Below are 23007 nucleotides of genomic sequence, written 5' to 3'. Positions count from 1 at the left end.
ATGCGCTCATCAAAAATCATCCATGTAGTCAGCTGCCACGCCGAAGGCGAAGTCGGCGATGTGATCGTCGGCGGCGTCGCGCCGCCACCCGGCGCCACCGTTTGGGAACAGTCACGCTGGATCGCCCAGGACCAGACCCTGCGCAACTTCGTCCTCAACGAACCCCGGGGCGGTGTGTTTCGCCACGTCAATCTGCTGGTGCCGGCCAAGGACCCGCGGGCGCAAATGGCCTGGATCATCATGGAGCCGGCCGACACGCCGCCGATGTCCGGCTCCAACTCGCTGTGCGTCGCCACCGTGCTGCTGGACAGCGGCATCCTGCCGATGAGCGAACCCCAGACGCGGTTGGTGCTGGAAGCACCGGGTGGCCTGATCGAAGCCGTGGCCGACTGCCGCGACGGCAAGGTGCAGCGGGTCGAGATCAAGAATGTGCCCTCGTTCGCCGACCGCCTCGATGCCTGGATCGAAGTCGAAGGCCTGGGTTCGCTGCAAGTGGACACGGCCTACGGCGGCGATAGCTTCGTCATCGTCGACGCCCAGCGCCTGGGCTTCGCCATCCGGCCTGACGAGGCGGCCGAGCTGGTGGCCGTGGGGCTGAAAATCACCCGCGCGGCGAACGAGCAATTGGGCTTCGTGCACCCGTTGAACGCCGACTGGTCGCACATATCTTTCTGCCAGATCGCCGCACCCCTTGTGACGGAAAACGGCATCGCCACCGGCGCCAACGCCGTCGTCATCCAGCCCGGCAAGATCGACCGCTCCCCCACTGGCACCGGCTGCTCGGCGCGCATGGCGGTGCTGCACGCCAAAGGCTTGATGCAACTGGGCGAGCGGTTTATCGGCCGCTCGATCATCGGCTCCGAATTTCATTGCCGGATCGATTCACTGACCGACGTGGCCGGACGCCCGGCGATCTACCCGTGCATCGCCGGACGGGCGTGGATTACCGGTACCCACCAGTTGTTGCTCGACCCAAGCGATCCGTGGCCGCAGGGCTATCGGCTTTCGGATACCTGGCCGGGGGCATGATTTCCAGCTTCACCCAAAACCCTTGTGGCGAGGGAGCTTGCTCCCGCTGGACTGCGAAGCAGTCCTGAAGGCTGACAACTCGGTGTGTCAGTCAGATCCTGGGGGCCGCTTCGCGACCCAGCGGGAGCAAGCTCCCTCGCCACAAAAGCAACCACATATATCCGTATACGAAATACCAAAAGGAGACACCCATGAGCAAACGCATCAACTGGAGCGGCGTATTCCCCGCTGTCACCACCCAATTCAACGACGACTTTTCCATCAACCTGGAAAAAACCCACCAGGTCATTTCCAACGTCATCCGCGATGGCGTTTCCGGCCTGGTGGTCTGTGGATCCGTGGGGGAAAACACATCCCTGAGCGCCGAGGAAAAAATCGCCGTGACCGAAGTGGCGGTGGACGCCTCCCGTGGCCGGGTGCCGGTGATCTGCGGCGTGGCCGAGTTCACCAGCGTGCAGGCCGCCAAGGTCGCCAACGCAGTGCGCAAGGTCGGTGTCGACGGGGTCATGCTGATGCCGGCGCTGGTCTACGGCTCCAAGCCGTTCGAGACCGCCGAACATTTCCGCTACGTGGCCCGGCATGCCGACGTGCCGCTGATGGTCTACAACAACCCGCCGATCTACAAGAACGATGTCACCCCGGACATCCTGATTTCCCTGGCCGACTGCGACAACGTGGTGTGTTTCAAGGATTCCTCCGGCGACACCCGCCGCTTCATCGATGTGCGCAACGAAGTCGGTGATCGCTTCGTGCTGTTTGCCGGTCTCGATGACGTGGTCCTGGAAAGCCTCGCCGTCGGCGCCGAGGGCTGGGTCTCGGGCATGTCCAACGTGTTCCCGAAAGAAGGCGAAACCATCTTCCGCCTGGCCCGCGCCGGACGGTTCGCCGAAGCCATGCCGATCTACGAATGGCTGATGCCGATCCTGCACCTGGACGCCCGCGCCGACCTGGTCCAATGCATCAAGCTGTGCGAAGCCATCGCCGGTCGCGGCAGCGCCCTCACCCGCCCACCGCGCCTGGCCTTGCCGGAAGAAGACCGCGTGTACGTGGAGCAGATCATGGCCAAGGCCCTGGCCAATCGGCCGGCGTTGCCGGATGTGGGGCTGTAAAGCCGCAGCCGATGAAAACCCTGTGGGAGCGAGCCTGCTCGCGAAAGCGGTCTGCCTGATTCGAAGGTGCTGGATGTGCCGCCGTCTTCGCGAGCAGGCTCGCTCCCACAAAGGTTGCCCTCTGTTCGTAGGGCCAACCGACCAGCAACACGTCGCCACCGCCAGTCTTTGCTACGCTTTCGCCCGGCGCAACGACGCGAACGGGAGGCGTTCCATGAACTATTTCCTGGCCCAGGCCCTGAACAACCAATGGGCCAACCACCGGCTGCTGGGCGCCTGCACGCAACTGAACACGGCCGAATACGAAGCCTACCGCACCAGTTTTTTCCCCTCCATCCAAGCCACGCTGTGCCACATCCTTGAGGTTGACCGTTATTACCTGACTGCCCTGGAAGGCGATGTTGACGGCCAGGAACGGGATTTCTACCAGACCCTGGCTTTCGCTGAGCTCAAGGAAAACCAGGGCAAGACCGACCAGCGGCTGGTGGCTTTCTGCGAAACCCTGCGGGAAACGGACCTTGCCCGCTCCATCGACCTGGTGCGCTCCGACGGCAGGGTATGCGAGCGGATCGACCGGTTGCTGTTGCACCTGTTCGAGCACCAGATCCACCACCGCGGCCAAGTCCATACCATGCTCAGCGCCACCCACGTCGAGCCGCCGCAACTCGATGAATTCTTTCTCGACTGCGACCGACGTTTCCGCGAGGTCGAGGAACAGCTGCTCCAACTCGACGGGCAGCGGGTCTGGAGCGAATATCATCCCAATTGAACCGGAGAGCTTGTCATGAACCTCACCCTTCGCTGCATTGGTTTATCGTCGCTGCTGGTCGCCACGGCGGCGTTTGCCCACCATGGCTGGAGCGAATACGACGCCAGCAACCCCTTGACGCTGGAAGGCACGATAAAGCAATCCGGTTATTCCCATCCCCACGGCACCGTGCGCCTGCAAACCACCGACAAGACCTGGACCGTAGTGCTGGCGCCGCCCTCACGCATGGAAAGCCGCGGGCTGACCAAGGACATGCTCAAGGCGGGTAACTCAGCCACCGTGGTCGGCTATGCCAACCGCAACAAACCCGATGAACTGCGCGCCGAGCGCATCACCATTGATGACAAGACCACCGAGTTGCGCTGATGCAGGCCGCGGGTCCGGCCGCGCAAGGCTGGATGGACCGGCTAGCCGACTCGTCGCTGGCATTGGCCATGCGCGACGAGCTGTGGCTGTACCCACTGGTGGAGGTGCTGCACATCATCGGCTTTTCAGTACTGGTGGGCGCGGTGGTGATGTTCGACTTGCGCGTCCTCGGCCTGTCCAAGGCCATCGCCGTGACCGCCCTCGCCCGGCACCTGCTGACCTGGGCCGTCGGGGCCCTGCTGCTGATCGTACCGGCCGGGCTGATGATGTTCAGCGCGCACCCGCAGGATTTCGCCGGGAATAACGTCTTTATCCTCAAGCTCGGTCTGATTGCGGCGGCGGGCATCAACGCCCTGCTGTTTCATGTCGGAACTCACCGTTCGGTCGAACAATGGAATACCGGTCAGAAGGCCCCCGGGCTGGCACGTGTCCAGGCACTGGTATCGATCGCGCTATGGATCGCGGTGATTCTCTGCGGTCGACTGCTGGCCTACACCTGAGCCATACCTGAGCCATACCTGAAAACAAGACGACGGCCGCTGCCGGCCATCGCCAATCGCCCATCTCAGGCGCCCTCAGATCCGTGCCGGAGACACGATAATCTTGACGTTGTGCTCCTTGTTATTGACCAACTCCTCGAAACCCTGCCCGACGATCTGCTCCAGCTGGATGCGCCCGGTTACCAGCGGTGAAATGTCCAGGCGCCCGTCAGCGATGAACGCGATCACGTCGGCGAACTCGCCGTTATAGGCCAGCGCGCCGAGCACCTGCTTCTCGGTGGACACCAGCTCGAAGAAGTTGAACTCGCTCGCTTCTTCGAATATGCCCACCAACACGCATTTGCCGGCCTTGCGGATCAGGTCGATGGCGAACTTGGCGGTGTGCTTGTTGCCGATGCATTCGAAACTGACGTCAGCCCCCAGGCCGCCGGTCAGGCGGCGTACTTCGGCCAGGGCATCGCACTGGTTGGGATCGATGACGTGGCTGGCGCCGACTTCCAGGGCCTTGGCCTTGCGCGCGCCGGACATTTCCAGAGCGATCACCTGGGCCGCGCCGGCGGCCTTGGCGCACATGATGGTGCACAGGCCGATGGTGCCGGCGCCGACCACCACCACGTTCTGACCCAGCAGGCTACCGGCCTTCTTCACCGCGTGCATGCCCACCGCCAGCGGCTCGATCAGCGCGCCGGCCTCGGCGGGGAAGTTCGCCGGTAGCTTGTAGATCAGGTTGGCCGGGACGTTGACCAATTCAGCGAACGCACCGTTGTTCATCAATCCGGTGAACGCCAGGTTCTCACAGATGTTGTACAGCCCATGAGTGCAGTAATAACAGGTGCCGCAATGCTGGCAGGCATCGGCCGCCACCGGCTCGCCGACGCTGAAGCCTTCGACGCCGGCGCCCAATTCGACGATTTCGCCACAGAATTCATGACCGAGGATGCACTGGCCCTTGATGCCGGTCAGCGGGTGCGGCGCGTCCACCGGGATGAACACTGGCCCAGCCACGTATTCGTGCAGGTCCGAGCCGCAGATGCCGCACCATTGCACGCGGATCTGCACCCAACCGGCGGGCGGTGGAACAGGTAGTGGCACGTCTTCGACGCGGATGTCGTTGCGGCCATGCCAGACGGCGGCGCGCATGCTGCGGGGCGGCTTGATTGAAACGTTCATAGCGGTGTCTCCCATTCTGGCGGGGCGGCGAATCAGTCGCCGCCCGCTCGATCAGTGCTGCTGAATGAAATCCAGGATCAATCGATTGACCTGCTCGGCTGCTTCCATCTGCACCATATGCCCCTGGCCTGGCAGCACCTCGACCCGCGCCGCCAAGCCGTCGGCATGAGCCGCCGGGATGATCGCGTCGTCACTGCCCCAGATCACCAGGGTTGGAACGTGGCCGGCCTGGACCACTTCGCGCAGGTCCACCTGTTGGCGGCCGTCCCTGAAAACACTCCCGGCCAGTTGGCGCAGGGCCGCGTCCACGCCTTCGAGGCGCTTGTACTTGAGCATGTCGTCGAGCATCTGGCGGTTGACCAGCTCGGCATTCGAGAACAGTTGCACGAGCTGCGGCTTGAGGGCATTGCGGTTGGCGGCGTCGACGAAGCCCTGCAGGTAGCTGCCATTGATCTCCGCGCCCAGGCCGGCGCTGCCGATCAGGGTCAGCGAGCGCAAGCGTTGCGGCATCAGTCGTGCGACGTTCAACGCCACCGCCCCGCCCATCGAATGCCCCACCAGGTGAGCCGCGTTGATATCCAGGTGATCGAGCAAGGCCAGCACCACGCCACTCAATTCATCGAGATCGCCGCGTTGCAGGGTTTTCGCCGATTCACCATGGCCCGGCAGGTCCAGGGCAATGACCCGCCGTCCGGCGGCCAGGGCTTCATGGTTGAACAGCCAGTTGTTCAGGTCGCCGCCAAAACCATGTATCAGCACCAGGGGCGTAGCGCCCTCACCGCGCTCGAAGTAACGGATCAACCGCCCGTCCAACTCGATTTTTTGCGGTTTCGGACCGCTGTCCTCATCGGCGGCGTCGCCCGGCACGAAATTGGATTGGAACTGCTCGATAACCGCATCGATCTCGGCGTCGCTGGCCTCGCCTTCGACGACGACACCGAGCAAGGCGCCGACCGGCAGGGTTTCGTCCTGACGGGCGACCTGCCGACGCAGGATGCCGGAAAACGGCGCCTCCACGCTGCTGGAGATCTTGTCGGTCTCGACGTCCATCACTTCATCGCCCTTGGTGATGGCCTGCCCCTCTTCCTTGAGCCAGGCATCGACCCGGCCCTCGGTCATCGACAGGCCCCACTTGGGCATGGTCAGAGTAAAAATCTGGCTCATCAGCGCTTGCTCCACTCGATCACGTTGAGCACGGCTTGTTCGATCTTCGCCGCGTCGGGGATGTACAGGTCTTCCAGGGAATCGGAGAACGGCACCGGGGTATGCGGCGCGGTGACCATTTCAATCGGCGCCTTGAGCGCACCGAAGGCTTTTTGCGCGACCAGCGCCGAGATATCGGTGGCCATCGAGCAGCGCGGGTTGGCCTCGTCGATCACCACCAGGCGGCCGGTCTTCTCGACACTTTCAAGGATGCTGTCCTCGTCCATCGGGCTGGTGGTGCGCAGGTCGATCACCTCGCAATCGATGCCGCGCCCGGCGAGGTTGCGCGCCGCGTCCAGCGCGGTGTTGACCAGCCGGCCATAGGACACCAGCGTGATGTCTTTGCCGTCGCGCAGGAAGTTGGCTTCGCCGAACGGCACGGTGTAGAGCTCCTCCGGCACCTCGCCTTGCATGCTGTAGAGCAACTTGTGCTCGCAGAAGATCACCGGGTCGTTGTCGCGAATCGCCTGGATCAGCAGGCCCTTGGCGTCGTACGGCGATGACGGGCACACCACTTTCAGCCCGGGAATGTGCGTCCATAAGGACGTGAGCATCTGCGAGTGCTGGGCGGCGGCGCGCAGGCCCGCCCCGACCATGGTGCGGATTACCAGGGGCGTGGAGGCCTTGCCGCCGAACATGTAGCGAAATTTCGCCGCCTGGTTGAGGATCTGGTCCAGGCAGCACCCGGCGAAGTCGACGAACATCAGCTCGCACACCGGGCGCACACCGCAGGTGGCCGCGCCGACCGCCGCGCCGACGTAGCCGATCTCGGAGAGCGGCGTATCCAGCACGCGTCCGGGAAACTGGTCGTAAAGCCCCTTGGTGACGCCGAGCACGCCGCCCCAGGCGTCGTTTTCACCGGGTGCACCGGCGCCGCCAGCGACGTCCTCGCCCATGATGAACACGCTGGAGTCGCGGCGCATTTCCTGGGCCAGGGCTTCGTTGATTGCCTGCTGATAGCTGATTTTTCTCGCCATGATGGGATTCTCTGTTCTTGTTTTCAGGGGAATTCAGGGATAGCTGACGTAGACGTCGGTCAGCAGGTCGGCAGCCGCGGGCTTGGGATCGGACTTGGCCTTGTACACGGCGTTTTCGATCAACAGCTCGACTTCCTTGTCGACCTGGTCCAACTGCTCGACCGTGAGCAGGCCGGCCCGCGTCGTGCGCTCGCGGAACTGCATCAGGCAGTCCTGGTTCTCGCGAAAATGCTTGACCTCATCCGGCGCTCGATAGGTCTGGGCGTCGCCCTCGAAGTGGCCGTAGTAGCGGGTCAGCTTGACCTCGATCAGCGACGGCCCTTCCCCGGCCCGGGCGCGCTCGACGGCGGCACCGGCGGCTTCATGCACGGCGAAGAAGTCAAAGCCGTCGACCGTCACCCCGGGCATGCCGAAGCCGGCGGCGCGGTCGGCGATGTGATCGCAGGCCACCGACCAGTTCGACGCGGTGGCTTCGGCGTAGCCATTGTTTTCCGCGATGAACAGACACGGCAGGTTCCACACCGAGGCCATGTTCATGGCTTCGAAAACCGCGCCTTCGTTGGAGCCGCCGTCGCCGAAAAACACCACGGCGACGCTGTCGGTGCCCTTGAGCCGCGCCGCCAGGGCGGCGCCGACCACCAGCGGCGCACCGGCGCCGACGATGCCGTTGGCACCGAGCATGCCTTTCTCGAAATCGGCAATGTGCATCGAGCCGCCCTTGCCTTGGCAGACGCCGGTTTTCTTGCCGTAGATCTCGGCCATCATCCCGTAGACATCGACGCCCTTGGCAATGCAATGGCCATGGCCCCGGTGGTTGGAGGCGATGCAATCGTCATCGCCCAGATGGGCCATGACGCCAGCGGCCGAAGCCTCTTCGCCTGCGTAAAGGTGAACAAAACCGGGGATCTCGCCGGTGGCGAACTCCACGTGCAAGCGCTCTTCGAAGGCGCGGATGGTGCGCATCACTTGATAGGCGTGCAGCAATTGATCGTGGGTGAGCGGTGTCGACATTTTTATTCTCCAGGGGTGTCTTCTTGAAGGTTCAAGGGGTGTTGCGGGTGCTCGCGACCGATGGCCAACAAGCGTTGTTGCGCGGCGTAGCTGAGCACCGCGTTGACGTCGATGCTCAGCGGGCCGCCGGCATCGAGGGTTATGGTGGGTCGGTCATGGGCGTTGAATTCGATTTCCCGCTCGCCGTCCAGGGCCAGCGTGCCGCTGGACAGCGACAAGCCGTGGGCAACGCCTGGCTCCAAAGGGCCGGCGGCAAGCACGCCACAGCCCTGCAGCAGACCGGGGGCCAGTGGCACCAGCAGCGCTTCGGGCGATTGCGGATCCAGGCGCATCCAGGCGCCGCCCGGGGCCTGGCGGGACACCGGCAACCACAAGCCGCACAGCGCTGACAGGCCGATGGATTGCGGTTCGGCAAAGGTCACGAAGACTTCGGCCAGGTCCTGCGCCCGGCTGATGGCCCGGGCGCCGACAAAGCGCAGCGGCGACACGGCGACATCCACCAGCGCAACTTCCCGCAAGCCACGCCCGGCGTCGCAGACCAGCAGGCGTTTGTTGCGACGCAAGCCGATCAGGTCTGGAATCCGCCCGCTGGCGTACAACCCGCCGGCCAGCCCGGCACTGGTGGCCTCGCGCAGTTCCGGGAAGGCGTTGTTGGTGCCGGTGGAAAGGGTCAGCAATGGAATATCACCGACTTCGGCGGCCACTGCCTTGTGGGTACCGTCACCGCCGAGCACCGCGATCAGCGCCACTTCGCGCTCGGCCATCAGGCGCGCGGCCCGGCGGGTGTCTTCGACGGTCTGGCGCAGGGTCAGGTCGAGAAACTCCAGGGCCGGCCAACGGCTGCTACGGGCCTGACGACTGTGGCTGTTCTTCAGCACGGCGGCGGCCATGCCGATCATGTCGGTCGGCATCAGCACCCGTTCGATGCCGGTGGCGCCGAACGCGGCCAGCAGGCGCTGGATCACCGAGACTTTGTCGGTACTGGAAAACAGCCCGGCGTTGGCGGTCAGGCGGCGTACGTCGCGGCCCGAGGCGGGGTTGGCGATGATGCCGACGGTGAGCGGACGGCGACTCATGTCGTCACCACGGGGTAGACAGGCAAATGACCTGGGCAGATAGACATAGGCACCTCTTTCTTATTCTTGGAAGCCCACCTGATGTGGGTCCTAGCCCAAGAGCAAAGCCGGTGCCAGTTACCCGCTGAATGCTGGAAAGCCTCGATATAGAGCGCTTCAAACGTAAATTCGGGTGCGCCGGGACGGTGCTTGGTGAGACGCCACATATCAGCCTGCACGGGACGACGGCGAGACGCTGAGACGTTGCGTCTCACCTCGACGCCGGCGCTGCGCCGGGCTTGCCGGCGCCCGGTGATCAGCGCTTAATGTGCGCACAACGACAAGAAGCTGAACCGGAGGCCCCAATGCTTTCCGCTCACTCCCGGGCGCATGTGGATTGCGTCAGCCGCGTGCTGAAGAACGCCGCGCAGCTGCCGCAACTGCCGGTGCCGGACCTGATATTCGACTCCTGGCGCCGCTCCATGGAGCAACATCACCTGGACCCAGGTTCATTGCAGGGCCCGCGCATCCTTTCCCACGAAGTGCTCAAGCAATGTCGCGAGCGCTCGGAACTGTTTCTCAACATCGCCAGCGATGAAGTGGCGCGCCTGCATGGCCGGGTGCGCGATGCCGACTATTGCGTGCTGCTGACCGATGCCCAGGGCCAGACCATCGACTATCGGGTGGAAACCACCCTGCGCAACGAATGCCGCAAGGCCGGGTTGTACCTGGGCACCTGCTGGTCGGAGGGTGAAGAAGGCACTTGCGGCGTGGCGGCCGTGCTCACCGCCAGGACGGCGGTGACGGTACACAAGCGCGACCATTTTCGCGCCGCGTTCATCGGCCTGACCTGCTCCGCCGCGCCGGTCTTCGATCCGCAAGGAGAACTGCTCGGGGTGCTGGACGTCTCGGCGGTGCGTTCGCCAGACGATCGACGTTCCCAGCACCTGATCCGGCAAATGGTGGTGCAAAGCGCACGGGAGATCGAACAGGCGTTTTTCATGAGCAGTGCCCAGGGCTACTGGGTCTTGCGCGCCCATCGCAACGCCGGCTACGTCGACAGCCAGCCGGATTTCCTGTTCGCCTGGGATGACGATGGTTGCCTGCAAGCGCTTAACCCGGCGGCGCGCCATTACCTGCTGGAGCGCTACGGCCAGATGCCCCGGCATATCAGCCAGGTCTTCGACCCGCAGCTGTTGCACCGCGCCCGTGACGAAAGCCTCTACCCGCTCGACCCATTCCTGCACGGCCGCCTGAGCGCGCCGCGACGCCGGGCGACCCCACGCAAGCGCGCCACGATGACCCCGACCGAGCTCGATCCACGCCTGGCCGACAGCCTGAACCTGGCGGTGCGGGTCAAGGATCGCAACCTGCCGGTGCTGATCCAGGGCGAGACCGGTTCCGGCAAGGAAGTCTTTGCCCGCCAGTTGCATCAGGCCAGCCAACGTCGAGACCGACCTTTCGTGGCCCTGAACTGCGCGGCGATTCCGGAAAGCCTGATCGAAAGCGAATTGTTCGGTTATGTCGCCGGCGCCTTTACCGGCGCTTCGGCCAAAGGCATGCAGGGCCTGCTGCAACAAGCCGATGGCGGCACACTGTTTCTCGACGAAATCGGCGACATGCCCCTGACCCTGCAGACCCGCCTGTTGCGGGTACTGGCCGAAGGCGAAGTGGCGCCGCTGGGGGCCGCGCGGCGCAAGGCGGTGGACATCCAGGTGATCTGCGCTACCCACCGTGACCTGGAAACCCTGGTGGCGACCGGCGAGTTTCGCGAGGATCTGTACTTCCGCCTCGGCGGTGCCCGGTTTCAATTGCCGCCGTTACGTGAGCGCACCGACCGGCTGGCGTTGATCATCCGCATCCTCGACGAGGAATCCACCCTGTGCGGGGGCGCGGTGCAGCTGAGTGGCCCAGCGCTGGAATGCCTGCTCGGTTACCACTGGCCGGGCAATGTGCGCCAGTTGCGACATGTACTGCGTTATGCCTGTGCGGTCTGCGAAGGGAGCGTGGTCCAGCTCAGTCATTTACCGGAGTCACTGCACGGCCGCGAAACCGCTGTTCGGGGGCCAGAACCCAGCGCCAGCCCGGAACGCCAGGCGCTGCTCGATGCCCTGGTGCGTCACCGCTGGAAACCCACCCCGGCGGCCCGGGCCCTGGGTATTTCCCGTGCGACGCTGTATCGCCGGGTGCATCAGCATGGCATCGAAATGCCCGGCAGAAGCCCCGGCTGAACCCTTATCGTCGGGCCAGTTCGTGACGCACGCATTGTTCGTAATAGGTCTGCTTGACGGCGGCAGGCTTGAGCCGCGATGCGCTGTTGTAGGTCTGCTCGGTAATGCCCAGGGCAGTCATGCGCATCCATGGCCGCGCAAACTTGCGCACTTGCAGCTTCTTGCGCGCCCCATACAGGCTGACACCGGACAGCTTCGACGCCTGGGCGCCCGCCGCGATGTCCGAACCCCAGCGACACACCGACTGCTGGTTCGAGGTAAGCGCCCTGGCCTGGGCTTCAAGCGAGACAGCGGTCAGCAACATGGCCGCCGCGATCCATATAGAAACGCGCATAGGTTTGTCGTCCAACACTCTGAAATGAAAGAAGTTTGACTTGGTGTGGATGAGCAAGGGGCCAGCATTTTCACTTTGCTCCCGGCCTTTGCGACGTAACCTGGAAATACCGGCAGGATCATGTTTTAACCAATTATTTTTAAACAACTTTCTAGCGTGGCGAGGGGATTTATTCCCTCGCCACAGCAAGCTCCCTCACCACGGGTCAGTTGCTGGCCTTCGCTTCTTGCAGCAGTTGTTGAATCACTTGCTCCTGCTCTGCATAACGCCCTTCGCCAAAGTGGCTGTAGCGCACCTGCCCCTTGGCATCGATGAAGTAATGGGCCGGCCAGTACTGGTTGTTGAAGGCGCGCCAGATCGAATACTGGTTGTCGATGGCCACCGGGTAATGGATGTCGAGCTTGCGCACCTGTTCGCGGACGTTATCGATGATCTTCTCGTAGCCGTATTCCGGCGTATGCACGCCGATCACCACCAACCCGTCCTTCTCGTATTTCTTCGCCCAACCATTCACGTACGGCAGCGTGTGCTGGCAGTTGATGCAGTCGTAGGTCCAGAAATCCACCAGCACCACTTTGCCCCGCAGTGACTCGCTGTTCAGCGGTGGCGAGTTGAGCCATTGCACCGCGCCTGCCAGCGAAGGCATCGCGCCCTGAGCATCCAGGGGCGGCAGGCTGCTGGCGTCAGCCTTGCTGACCACGTAATCGATGGCCTTGGGCACGTTCTCCAGCAGGCTTTTTTCCAGGCTGGCGGACTGTTCGGAGGACGTCGCCGCCAACAACCGGTCATCTGCCCCGCTGCCGATCGCCACGGCCGCCAGCAACACCAGCCCGCCCGTCGCCCGACGCAGCCACGCGGTGATTGGCAGCGACGGTTTCAGCCGACCGATCAGGCCACGCCCGGCCAGAATCAGCGTACCCAGCGACAAGGCGCTACCCAGGCCGTAAGCAAGCAACAGCAGGCTGGTCTGCGCGCTGGCACCTTGGAGCATCGCCCCGGTCAGGATCACCCCAAGGACCGGCCCGGCGCACGGCGCCCAGAGCAGCCCCGTGGCGACGCCGATCAGCAGCGACGCCAGCGGCCCAGCCATCCGTCCGGCTCCGGCGTCGAGGCGATTGCCCAGGCTGACCAGCGGTCGCGCGAGCCAGGTGCCGACCCGGCTGAACATCAGCGACAAGGCAAACAGCACCATCACCACCAGGGCGACTTGCCGGCCGACGCTGCTGGCGCGGATGACCCACTCGCTGCTGACCACCGCCAGGCTCGACACCAGGGCGAAGGTCAGCACCATGCCGGCCAGAGTCAGCAGCACCGAGCCACGCGATTGATTGGCGCGGGCGAACAGGAACGGCACCACGGGCAGGATGCAAGGGCTGAGGATCGTCAGGACCCCGCCGAGAAAAGCGATCAGAAGCATGGCAACACCTCAAAATGAAAGTTGGCGGAAGAACCCGTGGCGAGGGAGCTTGCTCCCGCTGGGCGCGGAGCGCCCCCTCGTTTCTGCCTGACACACCGAATGGTCAATGCGTTTTTGGGGCCGCTTCGCGGCCCAGCGGGAGCAAGCTCCCTCGCTACGAGAGAACGTCAGTTCTGGTTGGTGCAGTGATCAGAAAACTTGCGATAGTCCAGCGCCTGCTCGTGTCCCGCGGAATCCAGATAGGTCATGTGGGCATTGACCACGCCACAGGCCGGTTGCGGGTCTTCGGTCAGGGACAGCACTTTGCGCACGTCCAGGTGGCTGCTGTAGCTATAGGCCTGCGGCTGAACGTTGCTTTCGGCCCGGGCCGACAAGGTGCAGATGTTCAGCGCGGCAAACAGGCAGGCGGCGTAGATGGCTTTGGTGTTCATGACGATGTCCTCGATTCAATGGTTTATCGCAGAGGCCCGTTGTGTTGCCTCGATGGATGCCATTGAATGCCGCCCTGGTATCGCGCCTGTATCGGGCCAGGGGGCTTTTTGCATCGCTGTGTATCCGCCGCGCGCCAGATACACTGCAATACAAACCGTCGCGGGCCAGGCCGGCTGGTGCCTGTAGACTGGCCAACAACAAAACGCCAAGGGGCAGAACAGCATGGATCATGTCGATCATGTGTTGATCGTCGATGACGATCGCGAGATTCGAGAGCTGGTGGGCAACTACCTGAAAAAGAACGGCCTGCGCACCACCGTGGTCGCCGATGGCCGGCAGATGCGGGCCTTCCTGGAAACCACCCCGGTGGACCTGATCGTGCTGGATATCATGATGCCCGGCGATGATGGCCTGGTGTTGTGTCGGGAACTGCGCGCCGGCAAGCACAAGGCCACGCCGGTGCTGATGCTCACCGCCCGCAACGACGAAACCGACCGCATCATCGGCCTGGAAATGGGCGCCGACGACTATCTGGTCAAGCCTTTCGCCGCTCGCGAGCTGCTCGCCCGAATCAACGCCGTGCTGCGCCGCACCCGGATGTTGCCGCCCAATCTGGTGGTCACCGAGAGCGGACGCCTGCTGGCGTTCGGTCGCTGGCGGCTGGACACCACCGCCCGCCACCTGCTGGACAGCGACGGCACCATGGTCGCCCTGAGCGGCGCGGAGTACCGTCTGTTGCGGGTGTTCCTCGATCATCCGCAGCGCGTCCTCAACCGCGACCAGTTGCTGAACCTGACCCAAGGCCGTGACGCAGATCTGTTCGATCGCTCCATCGACCTGCTGGTCAGCCGCTTGCGCCAGCGCCTGCTGGACGATGCCCGTGAGCCGGCCTACATCAAGACCGTACGCAGCGAAGGCTACGTGTTCTCGCTGCCGGTGGAGATCCTCGAGGCGTCGGTATGAAGCTGTCGCTGCGCTGGCCTCGTACCCTCGCCTCGCGCTTGTCGTTGATCTTCCTGATCGGCCTGGTCCTGGCCCAAGGCCTGTCGTTTGGCGTCCAGTATTACGAACGCTACGAGAGCGCGAAGAACACCATGCTCGGCAACCTCGAAACCGACGTCTCGACGTCCGTCGCCATCCTCGATCGCCTGCCAGCCGCCGAGCGAGAGGCCTGGCTGCCGAAACTGGCCCGGCGCAACTATGGCTACGTGCTCGACGAAGGCGAACCTGGCATGCCGATGTTGCCCGACAACGCACCGATATCGGTCAGTTCGATCCAGCAGGCCCTGGGCGAAGCCTATGCGCTGACCTATAACCAGATCCCTGGCCCGAAGATGCACTACCAAGCGCACCTGCGGCTGAAAGACGGCAACCCGCTGACCATTGATGTACGTCCGGCCATGGCACCGCTTTCGCCCTGGCTGCCCGCGGTGCTGCTCGGGCAACTGGCGCTGTTGATCGGCTGCACATGGCTGGCCGTGCGCATCGCCGTCAGCCCGCTGACCCGGCTGGCCCAGGCCGTGGAAACCCTCGACCCCAACGCCCACGGCGTGCGCCTGGACGAAAAAGGCCCGACCGAAGTGGTACACGCGGCAAAGGCGTTCAATGCCATGCAGGACCGCATTGCCGCCTACCTCAAGGAGCGCATGCAACTGCTGGCGGCGATTTCCCATGACTTGCAGACGCCCATCACCCGCATGAAACTGCGCGCCGAATTCATGGACGACGGCATCGAAAAGGACAAATTGTGCAGCGATCTGAGCGAGATGGAACACCTCGTGCGTGAGGGCGTGGCCTACGCTCGCAGCATCCATGGCGCCACCGAGGCCAGTTGCCGGATCAGCCTGGATGCGTTTCTCGACAGTTTGGTGTTCGACTACCAGGACACCGGCCAGGACGTGCAGTTGTCGGGCAAGAACGCCGCCGTGATCGACACCCGTCCCCATGCGCTGCGGCGGGTGTTGGTCAACCTGGTGGACAACGCGCTGAAATTCGGCGGCGCGGCGCAGATCCAGGTCCAGCCTGCCACCCATGGGCAACTGGCGATCCAGGTGCTGGATCGCGGGCCCGGCATCAGCGAGGCAGAACTGGCCGAAGTGCTCAAGCCGTTCTACCGGGTGGAGAGCTCGCGCAATCGGGAAACCGGCGGCACAGGCCTGGGACTGGCCATTGCCCAACAACTGGCGAGTGCCATGGGCGGCTCGCTGACCTTGAGCAATCGCGATGGCGGCGGGTTGTGTGCCGAGTTGCGGTTGGCTTGCAATACCCCATCAGGAAGCTGATCAGGCCCTTTTGGGTTGCCTTAAGTGAGCAGCATTAACCTGTGGGAGCGAGCCTGCTCGCGAAAGCGCTTTGACAGTCGACATCACTGTTGGCTGACCTGACGCCTTCGCGAGCAGGCTCGCTCCCACAGGGTTCGGCATTCGGCTTGATGTTGGGTTTGTATATCAGTGTGTCAGCAGGCACATGACATACACAAACTTGCACACCAGCGTCATTCCCGACACACCCCGCTTACACCCGCTTGAAAGACTCCTTGTGTCCCCGGCCACCCTGACGGCCGGGCCATGAATCCAAGGAGCCTACCCATGCCTGCCACCACCGCAACGCCACCTGCTTTCCGTTTCCAGGGCTGGTCGCTGTTCAGCCTGATTGCCGCCCTGGTGCTATTGATGACCGCGCTGACCCTGGCAGTCAACCCGGACCTCACCGAAGGCGTGCGCAGCGCCATTCGCGCCACCGCCCGGTCATCCTTTGCCCTGTTCCTGCTGGCCTTCACCGCTTCGGCGTTTGCCGTACTGGTGCCCTCGCCCTTGAGCAAGTCCCTGGTGCGCGAACGGCGCTTCATCGGCTTGGCTTTTGCCTTTTCCCACCTGGTTCACGCGGTATTGATCTATTGGTACGGCCAGCTCAACACAGAGTTCTGGCCGGGCCGCACCGCCGTCGGCAATCTGCCCGGCAGCGTGGGCTACGTGTTCATCCTGCTACTGGCCCTGACCTCGTTCAAAAGCACCACGCGGCTGATCGGCGCCACCGCCTGGAAACGCCTGCACACCACCGGCATGTGGGTATTGGCGGCGATCTTTGCCTACTCCAACTTCAAGCGCATTCCGATGAGCGCCTGGTACGTGCTGCCCTTCGGCCTGATCTGCGCCGCCACGGCGGTCCGCCTGGTGGGCAAGCTCGCCCAGGCCAACAAGCGCCACGCCCTGCAACGTGCAGCCTGAGTAAGGGAGATCAAACATGTACGCGTCTTTTTCGAAAGCCTTGAACGGCCTGCACCTCAACCTCGACCACGCCGGCTCATGGCTCGCACCGCTGGGGCTGCGCCTGTTCCTGGCCTGGGAGTTCTTCGAGTCGGGCCTGGAAAAATGGCACGGCCAGAACTGGTTCGCCGAAATCCAGGCAGCCTTCCCGTTCCCTTTCAACCATGTACCGGCCAGTTGGAACTGGGAACTGTCGATGTGGGCGGAGCTGATCTGCGCCATCGCCCTGCTGGTGGGCCTGGGCACACGTGTTTCGGCGCTGGTGCTGATGATCGTCACGGTGGTCGCCACGGCGGCCGTGCACTGGCCGGCGGAGTGGTCGAGCCTGAGCGAACTGGCCCAGGGATACGCCATCACCAACAAAGGCTTTGGCAACTTCAAGCTGCCATTGATTTACCTGGTGGCGCTCCTGCCGTTGCTGTTGCAGGGCGCCGGAAAATTGAGTGTGGATGGCTTGCTGAGGAAGCTGCAATCGATAAAAAAATCGAAACCTTGAGCGGCTTGCGTCGGTCCAGTCCTGTATGAGCCACGGCGCTGCGTACCGCTGCCCAGGGTCGCAGCCCGACAAGACAGCCCATCAGGACGAGGAACAGACATGAGCATGACCGTCGGCGATTTTCTGGTTGAGCGCCTTTACGAGTGGGGGGTTCGCCGTATCTACGGCTACCCGGGCGATGGCATCAACGGCGTGTTTGGCGCCTTGAACCGGGCCAAGGGCAAGATCCAGTTCATTCAGGCGCGTCACGAGGAAATGGCCGCGTTCATGGCCTGCGCCCATGCCAAGTTCACCGGCGAGCTGGGGGTCTGTATCGCCACTTCCGGGCCAGGGGCGTCGCACCTGATCACCGGCCTGTATGACGCGCGAATGGACCACATGCCGGTCCTGGCCATCTGCGGCCAACAAGCGCGAAATGCGCTTGGCGGCCATTACCAGCAGGAACTCGACCTGGTCAGCCTGTTCAAGGATGTAGCCGGCGCGTTCGTCCAACAAGCCAGCGCACCGGCGCAGGTGCGCCATCTGCTCGACCGCGCCGTGCGCACGGCGGTGGGCGAGCGCCGGGTCACCGCGCTGATCCTGCCCAACGATTTGCAGGACATGGAATACACGGCGCCGCCCCACAAGCACGGCACTCTGCATTCTGGCGTCGGTTATCGCAAACCCAAGGTAGTGCCTTACGAGGAAGACCTGCAGCGGGCCGCCGAAGTCCTCAACGCTGGCAAGAAGGTCGCCATCCTGGTGGGCGCCGGGGCGCTGCATGCCACGGATGAAGTGATTGCCATCGCTGACAAGCTCGGTGCCGGCGTCGCCAAGGCCTTGCTTGGCAAAGCCGCGGTGCCCGACGAGTTGCCGTGGGTCACCGGCGCCATCGGCCTGTTGGGCACCGAACCCAGTGACAACCTGATGGCCGGTTGCGACACGCTGCTGATGATCGGGTCCGGCTTCCCCTATGCCGAGTTCCTGCCCCGGGAGGGCCATGCGCGTGGCGTGCAGATCGACCTGCAGCCCGACATGCTCAGCCTGCGCTACCCCATGGAAGTCAACCTGCAGGGTGACAGCGCCGACACCCTGCGAGCCTTGTTGCCGCTGATCGAAGAAAAGACCGACCGCGCCTGGCGCAAGAAAATCGAACACTGGCGTGCGGACTGGGACAAGACCCTGGAAAAACGCGCGCTGGTCTCGGCCAAGCCGATCAATCCGCAACGGGTCACGTTCGAACTGTCGCCACGGTTGCCGGACCGCGCCATCATCACCTGTGATTCCGGCTCCTGCGCCAACTGGTATGCCCGGGACCTGCAGATCCGTCGGGGCATGCTGTGTTCGCTGTCCGGTGGCCTCGCCTCCATGGGCGCCGCCGTGCCCTACGCCATTGCGGCCAAGTTCTGCCATCAGGATCGGCCGGTCATCGCCCTGGTGGGCGACGGTGCCATGCAGATGAACAACATGGCCGAGCTGATTACCGTCGCCAAGTATTGGCGCAACTGGACGGACAGCACCTGGATCTGCGCGGTGTTCAATAATCAGGATTTGAACCAGGTGACCTGGGAACAGCGGGTCATGGAGGGCGATCCGAAATTCGAGGCCTCGCAGAACATTCCCGACGTGCCCTACCACCTGTTCGCCGAATCCATTGGCCTCAAGGGCATCCTCGTCGATCAGGAAAGCGACGTGGCCAGCGCCTGGGAACAGGCACTTGCCGCCGAACGCCCGGTGCTGATCGAATTCCGTACTGATCCCGACGTGCCGCCGCTGCCGCCACACATCAAGCTGGAACAGGCGAAAAAATTTGCCTCGACCCTGCTCCAGGGCGACCCGAACGAACGAGGCATCGTGGTCGAGACCGCCAAACAGGTGCTGGGCGCACTGCTGCCCGGCCAGCGCAAGGACAAAGAGTAAGCATGCAGATCCGAGCAAGCCGTTACGAGCTGATCCTGCTGGGAAGTTTTATCGCCCTATGGACGGGGCTGGCCATCGCGCCGGTCAAGCGCAGCGACTGGCTGGCGGAGAATCTGCTGGTGTTTGCGCTGCTGATCGTCCTGGTGGCGGTCCATCGGCGGTTCAGCTTCTCGCGTCTGTCGGCGACGCTGGTGTTCGTTTTCCTCTGCATCCATGAGGTCGGCGCGCTCACTACACCTACGCAAAAGTCCCCTACAACCAATGGTGGCAAGCCCTGACCGGTGGCCAGCCGCTGGACCAGCTCCTGGGTTTCCAACGCAACCAGTTCGATCGCCTGGTGCACTTCAGCTATGGCCTCCTGCTGGCCTATCCGGTACGCGAGGCGCTGCTGCGGGTAATCCCGGCCCGTGGTTTCGCGGGTTATTTCCTGGCGTGGAACCTGATCCTGTCGTCATCGGCCATCTATGAGCTGATCGAATGGATCGGCGGCGCCTATATGGGCGGCGACACCGCCAAGGCCTTCGTCGGCGCGCAACAGGACCCGTGGGACTCGCAAAAGGACATGGCGCTGGCGGGCTTGGCCGCGTGCTTGACGTTGGTGGCCGCCGCCGCGGTCAACTATTTCCAGCAACGGGACTTTGCCTTGGAATGGGCACTGCGCAAGAAAGCCAGCACGTGAAAGGGACCGGTCCTCGGAAAAATGGTGCAACTGGTCAGCATTTTCTCACTTTTATTAAGTTAATCAGGCAGTCAGCCGATACAAAGCCAGTGCGGGGTATTCTCGCGTTCAGCAGATGGCTTGTTTTTATGATTGAAGATGCTGGCAATGGCTCCTCCGTGATTTCCGGCGAGCGGCCAACCCGAAGTTTCACCCGCCGCACTTTCCCGGCCATCATGCTGTTGCTGTTCATCATGTCCGCTTTGGCCATCGCGGTGCTGCTCAACGTTACCCAGACCCAGGACGAGCAGGCCCGAGAACAAAGCGTGTTTTTTGCCCAGCGGGCCATCGAAGGCATGCGCACGGGCATCGGTCGTGATCTGAGCGACTACTCCAAATGGAGCGACGCTTATCGCCATCTGCACGTAAAGGTCGACAAAGACTGGGCCTACGACCAGGAAAATGTCGGCAGCAGCGTGTTTTCACTCTATGGCTACCAGGCCGTGTTCGTCATTTCTCCAGCCGGCAAGACGGTTTATTCGGTCATCGATGGCGAGATGAGCCAGATGGCGGCCGACACGTGGTTGACAGGTGACCTGCGCGCACTCGCCAGCAAGGCCAGGGCGGCGGAAAACCGCGATGAAGTGATCGTCGAGCTGTTGCATCACGAGGACGCGCCCGCCTTCGTCGCCGTCTCGGCGATTACCACCGGCACCGACAACAGCGTGGCCGAAATTCCGGGGCCGCCCAGCCTGCTCTTATTTGTCAAAGTCCTGGATCGTGGCGCGCTGCAAAGCCTGTCCCGGGACTTCGCCCTGCCCGACGCGCATATTGCCCGCACGCCAGGACCCAAGGACACCGCCCAGGTCTTGCTCAACGACCTGACCCGCGAAGCTTTGGCCTGGCGCCCCGCGACTCCCGGCAAGGATCTGCGCAAAGTGCTGCTGCCCTTGCTAGCGCTCGCATTGCTGTTTCTTGCCATCATGGCCCTGGCGGTGTTGCGTCATGCGCTGATCATGCTCCGCGCCCAGGAGCAGCAATACGCCAGCCTTCTCGCCCACCGCAAGGCGTTGGAGCGCAGCGAGGAGCGCTTCCGGGACATCGCCGAGGTCTCGTCCGACTGGCTGTGGGAGGTCGACTCGAACGGAACATTGACCTATCTGTCGGAACGCTTCGAACAGGTCACGGGCTTCAACCCCAGCGAGTGGTTGGGCAAGCCGTTGCATCGACTGTTGCATCCGCACAACGGATCGATCTCGATCGCCCATTGGCTGCTCGCCGGTGCCGACAGCGCTTGCTCTGCGCCGCTCCTTTGCGAATACACCGCGCGCAACCAGCGCATACGCACCTGCAAACTCTCGGTACGGGCCATTGAAGCCGGCGCCCTGGGCTTTCGTGGCACCGCCACCGACATAACCGAAGAGTTGCGGGCGCTGGCGCAGATCAAGCACCTGTCGCTGCACGATCCGCTGACCGGGCTGGCCAACCGCAACCGCCTGTTCGATTGCCTCAGCCAACACCTCGACCAGGCGCGAGATACGCCACTGGCAATACTGAACCTGGACATGGACCGGTTCAAACCGGTCAACGACTCCCTGGGCCATGCCGTCGGCGACAAGGTGCTGAAGGAAGTTGCCCATATCCTGCAACAGAACGTGCGCGGCAGCGACCTGGTGGCGCGCCTGGGTGGCGATGAATTCGTCATCATCCTGCCGAGCCCGGGCGGCGCCGATGATCTCAACCAATTGTGCTCGCGCCTGATCGAATGCATGCAACGGCCTATGCACCTGGACGGCAATACGCTGTACCTGGGCGTGAGTATCGGGGTTGCCTGGTCGCAGCCCGCTGAGCAGCGTGCCGAAGAGCTGTTGCGCCAGGCCGACATCGCCCTGTACGCGGCCAAGGCCGCGGGACGCAATACCTGGCGCGTATACGAAGAGGCCATGGGCAATGTGGCCCGCGACCGTCGACGCTATGAGCAGCAGTTGCGCGATGCGATGCAGCAGGGCCAGCTCGAATTGCGTTACCTGCCCCGTTTCGATGTGGGCGCCGAGCAGTTGTATGGTTTTGAAGCACAGGCCTTCTGGCACCATCCTGAGCGCGGTGAGCTGGGCGGGATCGACTTCATCCCGGTCGCCGAAGCATCCGGTCAACTGGAGGACCTGGGCAGCTGGATGCTGATCAACGCCTGTGACGAGGCGATGAGTTGGCCCACCCCGCTCAATGTCTCCATCGCTGTTTCGCCTCGCTGGTTCAGCAGCAGTTTCCTGTTCAATCAGGTGCACAAGGCTTTGGAAACAAGCGGCCTGCCCGCCCAACGGCTGACCCTGGAAGTGGCCGAAGGCGTCCTGCTGACTGACCATAAGACGCTCGCCAGAACCCTTCATGCCTTGAAGGCGCTGGGCGTGCGGATCAATATCGACAAGTTCGGCACCAACATAGCGTCCCTCCGGGAAGTGCTTGACCAGCCATTCGACGGCATCCGCTTCGATCGTAATATCCTGGCGCAACTGGGCCTGGAACATGACAAGGAAGGCGTGCTGGCAATGATTCGGTTGAGTCGCAGCGTCGGGTTGATGGTGACGGCCGAAGGTATCGAGAACGCCGTGCAGTTCAGCCAATTGCGCAGCGTCGCTTGCGATCATGTGCAAGGCCCGTATTTCGGCGCAGCCCTGGCCCGCTCGGAAATGGCCTCATTCTTTACCACGCCTCGCTGGCTGTAGCATTGGGAATGCCTCTGTGGGAGCGAGCCTGCTCGCGATGGCGGCGGCACATTCACGACTGATGCAAACTGACCCACCGCTTTCGCGAGCAGGCTCGCTCCCACAGGGGGCTTTGTTGCGTATGCAGATGCAATGAATACCGGTGGTCAGGGTGGGAGCGAGCCTGCTCGCGAAGGCGACGGCACATCCACGACTGATGTAAACTGACCCAGCGCTTTCGCGAGCAGGCTCGCTCCCACAGGGGGCTTTGTTGCGTATGCAGATGCAGTGAATACCGGTGATCAGGGTGGGAGCGAGCTTGCTCGCGATGGCGTCGGCACATTCAATGCTGATGCAAACTGACCCACCGCTTTCGCGAGCAG

At 63.2% G+C, this 23007-nt stretch carries 20 protein-coding genes and 1 pseudogene; 13 read left to right on the top strand and 8 right to left on the bottom strand.

Annotated elements, in window-relative coordinates; translation table 11 throughout:
- From J3P91_RS13695 to J3P91_RS13675, 5 genes are all read left to right on the top strand, one after another.
- A complete protein-coding gene (locus J3P91_RS13695; protein ID WP_434604877.1) occupies positions 1–1029 on the top strand; it encodes a trans-3-hydroxy-L-proline dehydratase in 1029 nt (342 codons plus the stop codon).
- Positions 1030–1220: 191 nt separating this feature from the next.
- Positions 1221–2138 (top strand): dihydrodipicolinate synthase family protein, encoded by a 918-nt coding sequence (locus J3P91_RS13690; RefSeq protein ID WP_186632069.1) that lies wholly within the window; start codon positions 1221–1223, stop codon positions 2136–2138.
- A gap of 214 nt (positions 2139–2352) precedes the next feature.
- Positions 2353–2907: a DinB family protein gene (locus J3P91_RS13685; protein WP_434604876.1), complete on the top strand. Its 555-nt coding sequence runs from the start codon at positions 2353–2355 to the stop codon at positions 2905–2907.
- Between the two features lie 15 nt (positions 2908–2922).
- Positions 2923–3273, top strand: coding sequence for a DUF6152 family protein (locus tag J3P91_RS13680; protein ID WP_434568546.1), 351 nt, complete (start codon positions 2923–2925; stop codon positions 3271–3273).
- The gene (locus tag J3P91_RS13675) at positions 3273–3773 is read left to right on the top strand and encodes a DUF6644 family protein (protein WP_434604874.1); all 501 of its coding nucleotides are present in this window, start codon (positions 3273–3275) and stop codon (positions 3771–3773) included. The genes J3P91_RS13680 and J3P91_RS13675 overlap by 1 nt, the downstream gene beginning before the upstream one ends.
- Before the next feature lie 75 nt (positions 3774–3848).
- Here J3P91_RS13675 and J3P91_RS13670 read toward each other — a convergent pair whose 3' ends face one another.
- The 5 genes from J3P91_RS13670 to J3P91_RS13650 form a co-directional block, all read right to left on the bottom strand.
- Positions 3849–4913 carry a 2,3-butanediol dehydrogenase gene (locus J3P91_RS13670; protein ID WP_434605132.1) on the bottom strand — a complete coding sequence of 355 codons (1065 nt, stop codon included), beginning with the start codon at positions 4911–4913 and terminating at the stop codon, positions 3849–3851.
- Between the two features lie 81 nt (positions 4914–4994).
- Positions 4995–6107 (bottom strand): acetoin dehydrogenase dihydrolipoyllysine-residue acetyltransferase subunit, encoded by a 1113-nt coding sequence (locus J3P91_RS13665; protein ID WP_434604872.1) that lies wholly within the window; start codon positions 6105–6107, stop codon positions 4995–4997.
- The gene (locus J3P91_RS13660; RefSeq protein WP_305494746.1) at positions 6107–7123 is read right to left on the bottom strand and encodes an alpha-ketoacid dehydrogenase subunit beta; all 1017 of its coding nucleotides are present in this window, start codon (positions 7121–7123) and stop codon (positions 6107–6109) included. Before J3P91_RS13660 ends, J3P91_RS13665 begins: the two co-directional genes overlap by 1 nt.
- 33 nt (positions 7124–7156) lie before the next feature.
- Positions 7157–8134 (bottom strand): thiamine pyrophosphate-dependent dehydrogenase E1 component subunit alpha, encoded by a 978-nt coding sequence (locus J3P91_RS13655; protein WP_434604870.1) that lies wholly within the window; start codon positions 8132–8134, stop codon positions 7157–7159.
- 2 nt (positions 8135–8136) lie between these two features.
- Positions 8137–9210 carry an ATP-NAD kinase family protein gene (locus J3P91_RS13650; protein ID WP_434604868.1) on the bottom strand — a complete coding sequence of 358 codons (1074 nt, stop codon included), beginning with the start codon at positions 9208–9210 and terminating at the stop codon, positions 8137–8139.
- A 344-nt stretch (positions 9211–9554) separates the two neighbouring features.
- Between J3P91_RS13650 and J3P91_RS13645 the strand changes: the two genes are divergently transcribed.
- Entirely contained in the window at positions 9555–11420 is a 1866-nt protein-coding gene (locus J3P91_RS13645; protein ID WP_434604866.1) for a sigma-54-dependent Fis family transcriptional regulator, read from the top strand.
- Positions 11421–11424: 4 nt separating this feature from the next.
- Here the strand turns inward: J3P91_RS13645 and J3P91_RS13640 are convergent, their stop codons facing one another.
- From J3P91_RS13640 to J3P91_RS13630, 3 genes are all read right to left on the bottom strand, one after another.
- Entirely contained in the window at positions 11425–11754 is a 330-nt protein-coding gene (locus J3P91_RS13640) for a hypothetical protein (protein WP_305494753.1), read from the bottom strand.
- A gap of 205 nt (positions 11755–11959) precedes the next feature.
- Positions 11960–13171 (bottom strand): cytochrome c biogenesis protein DipZ, encoded by a 1212-nt coding sequence (locus J3P91_RS13635; RefSeq protein WP_434568552.1) that lies wholly within the window; start codon positions 13169–13171, stop codon positions 11960–11962.
- Between the two features lie 167 nt (positions 13172–13338).
- Positions 13339–13602: a DUF2790 domain-containing protein gene (locus J3P91_RS13630; protein ID WP_434604864.1), complete on the bottom strand. Its 264-nt coding sequence runs from the start codon at positions 13600–13602 to the stop codon at positions 13339–13341.
- Positions 13603–13825: 223 nt separating this feature from the next.
- Between J3P91_RS13630 and J3P91_RS13625 the strand changes: the two genes are divergently transcribed.
- From J3P91_RS13625 to J3P91_RS13595, 7 genes and pseudogenes are all read left to right on the top strand, one after another.
- Positions 13826–14566 carry a response regulator gene (locus J3P91_RS13625; RefSeq protein WP_123344949.1) on the top strand — a complete coding sequence of 247 codons (741 nt, stop codon included), beginning with the start codon at positions 13826–13828 and terminating at the stop codon, positions 14564–14566.
- Positions 14563–15885 carry an ATP-binding protein gene (locus tag J3P91_RS13620; protein WP_434604862.1) on the top strand — a complete coding sequence of 441 codons (1323 nt, stop codon included), beginning with the start codon at positions 14563–14565 and terminating at the stop codon, positions 15883–15885. Before J3P91_RS13625 ends, J3P91_RS13620 begins: the two co-directional genes overlap by 4 nt.
- Positions 15886–16191: 306 nt before the next feature.
- Positions 16192–16830, top strand: coding sequence for a ferric reductase-like transmembrane domain-containing protein (locus J3P91_RS13615; protein ID WP_434604860.1), 639 nt, complete (start codon positions 16192–16194; stop codon positions 16828–16830).
- A 16-nt stretch (positions 16831–16846) separates the two neighbouring features.
- Positions 16847–17365: an HvfX family Cu-binding RiPP maturation protein gene (locus J3P91_RS13610; RefSeq protein WP_434604858.1), complete on the top strand. Its 519-nt coding sequence runs from the start codon at positions 16847–16849 to the stop codon at positions 17363–17365.
- A 99-nt stretch (positions 17366–17464) separates the two neighbouring features.
- The gene (locus J3P91_RS13605; RefSeq protein WP_434604856.1) at positions 17465–19264 is read left to right on the top strand and encodes a thiamine pyrophosphate-requiring protein; all 1800 of its coding nucleotides are present in this window, start codon (positions 17465–17467) and stop codon (positions 19262–19264) included.
- A 2-nt stretch (positions 19265–19266) separates the two neighbouring features.
- Positions 19267–19943, top strand: a pseudogene (locus tag J3P91_RS13600) (DUF2238 domain-containing protein).
- A gap of 128 nt (positions 19944–20071) precedes the next feature.
- A complete protein-coding gene (locus J3P91_RS13595; protein WP_434604854.1) occupies positions 20072–22645 on the top strand; it encodes a bifunctional diguanylate cyclase/phosphodiesterase in 2574 nt (857 codons plus the stop codon).
- Positions 22646–23007 lie beyond the last annotated feature (362 nt).

It is taken from the genome of Pseudomonas sp. Z4-7 (assembly GCF_051131965.1).
Classification (GTDB): domain Bacteria; phylum Pseudomonadota; class Gammaproteobacteria; order Pseudomonadales; family Pseudomonadaceae; genus Aquipseudomonas.
The sequence above is the reverse complement of the archived record's forward strand: the minus strand, read 5'-3'. Positions and strand labels throughout refer to the sequence as shown.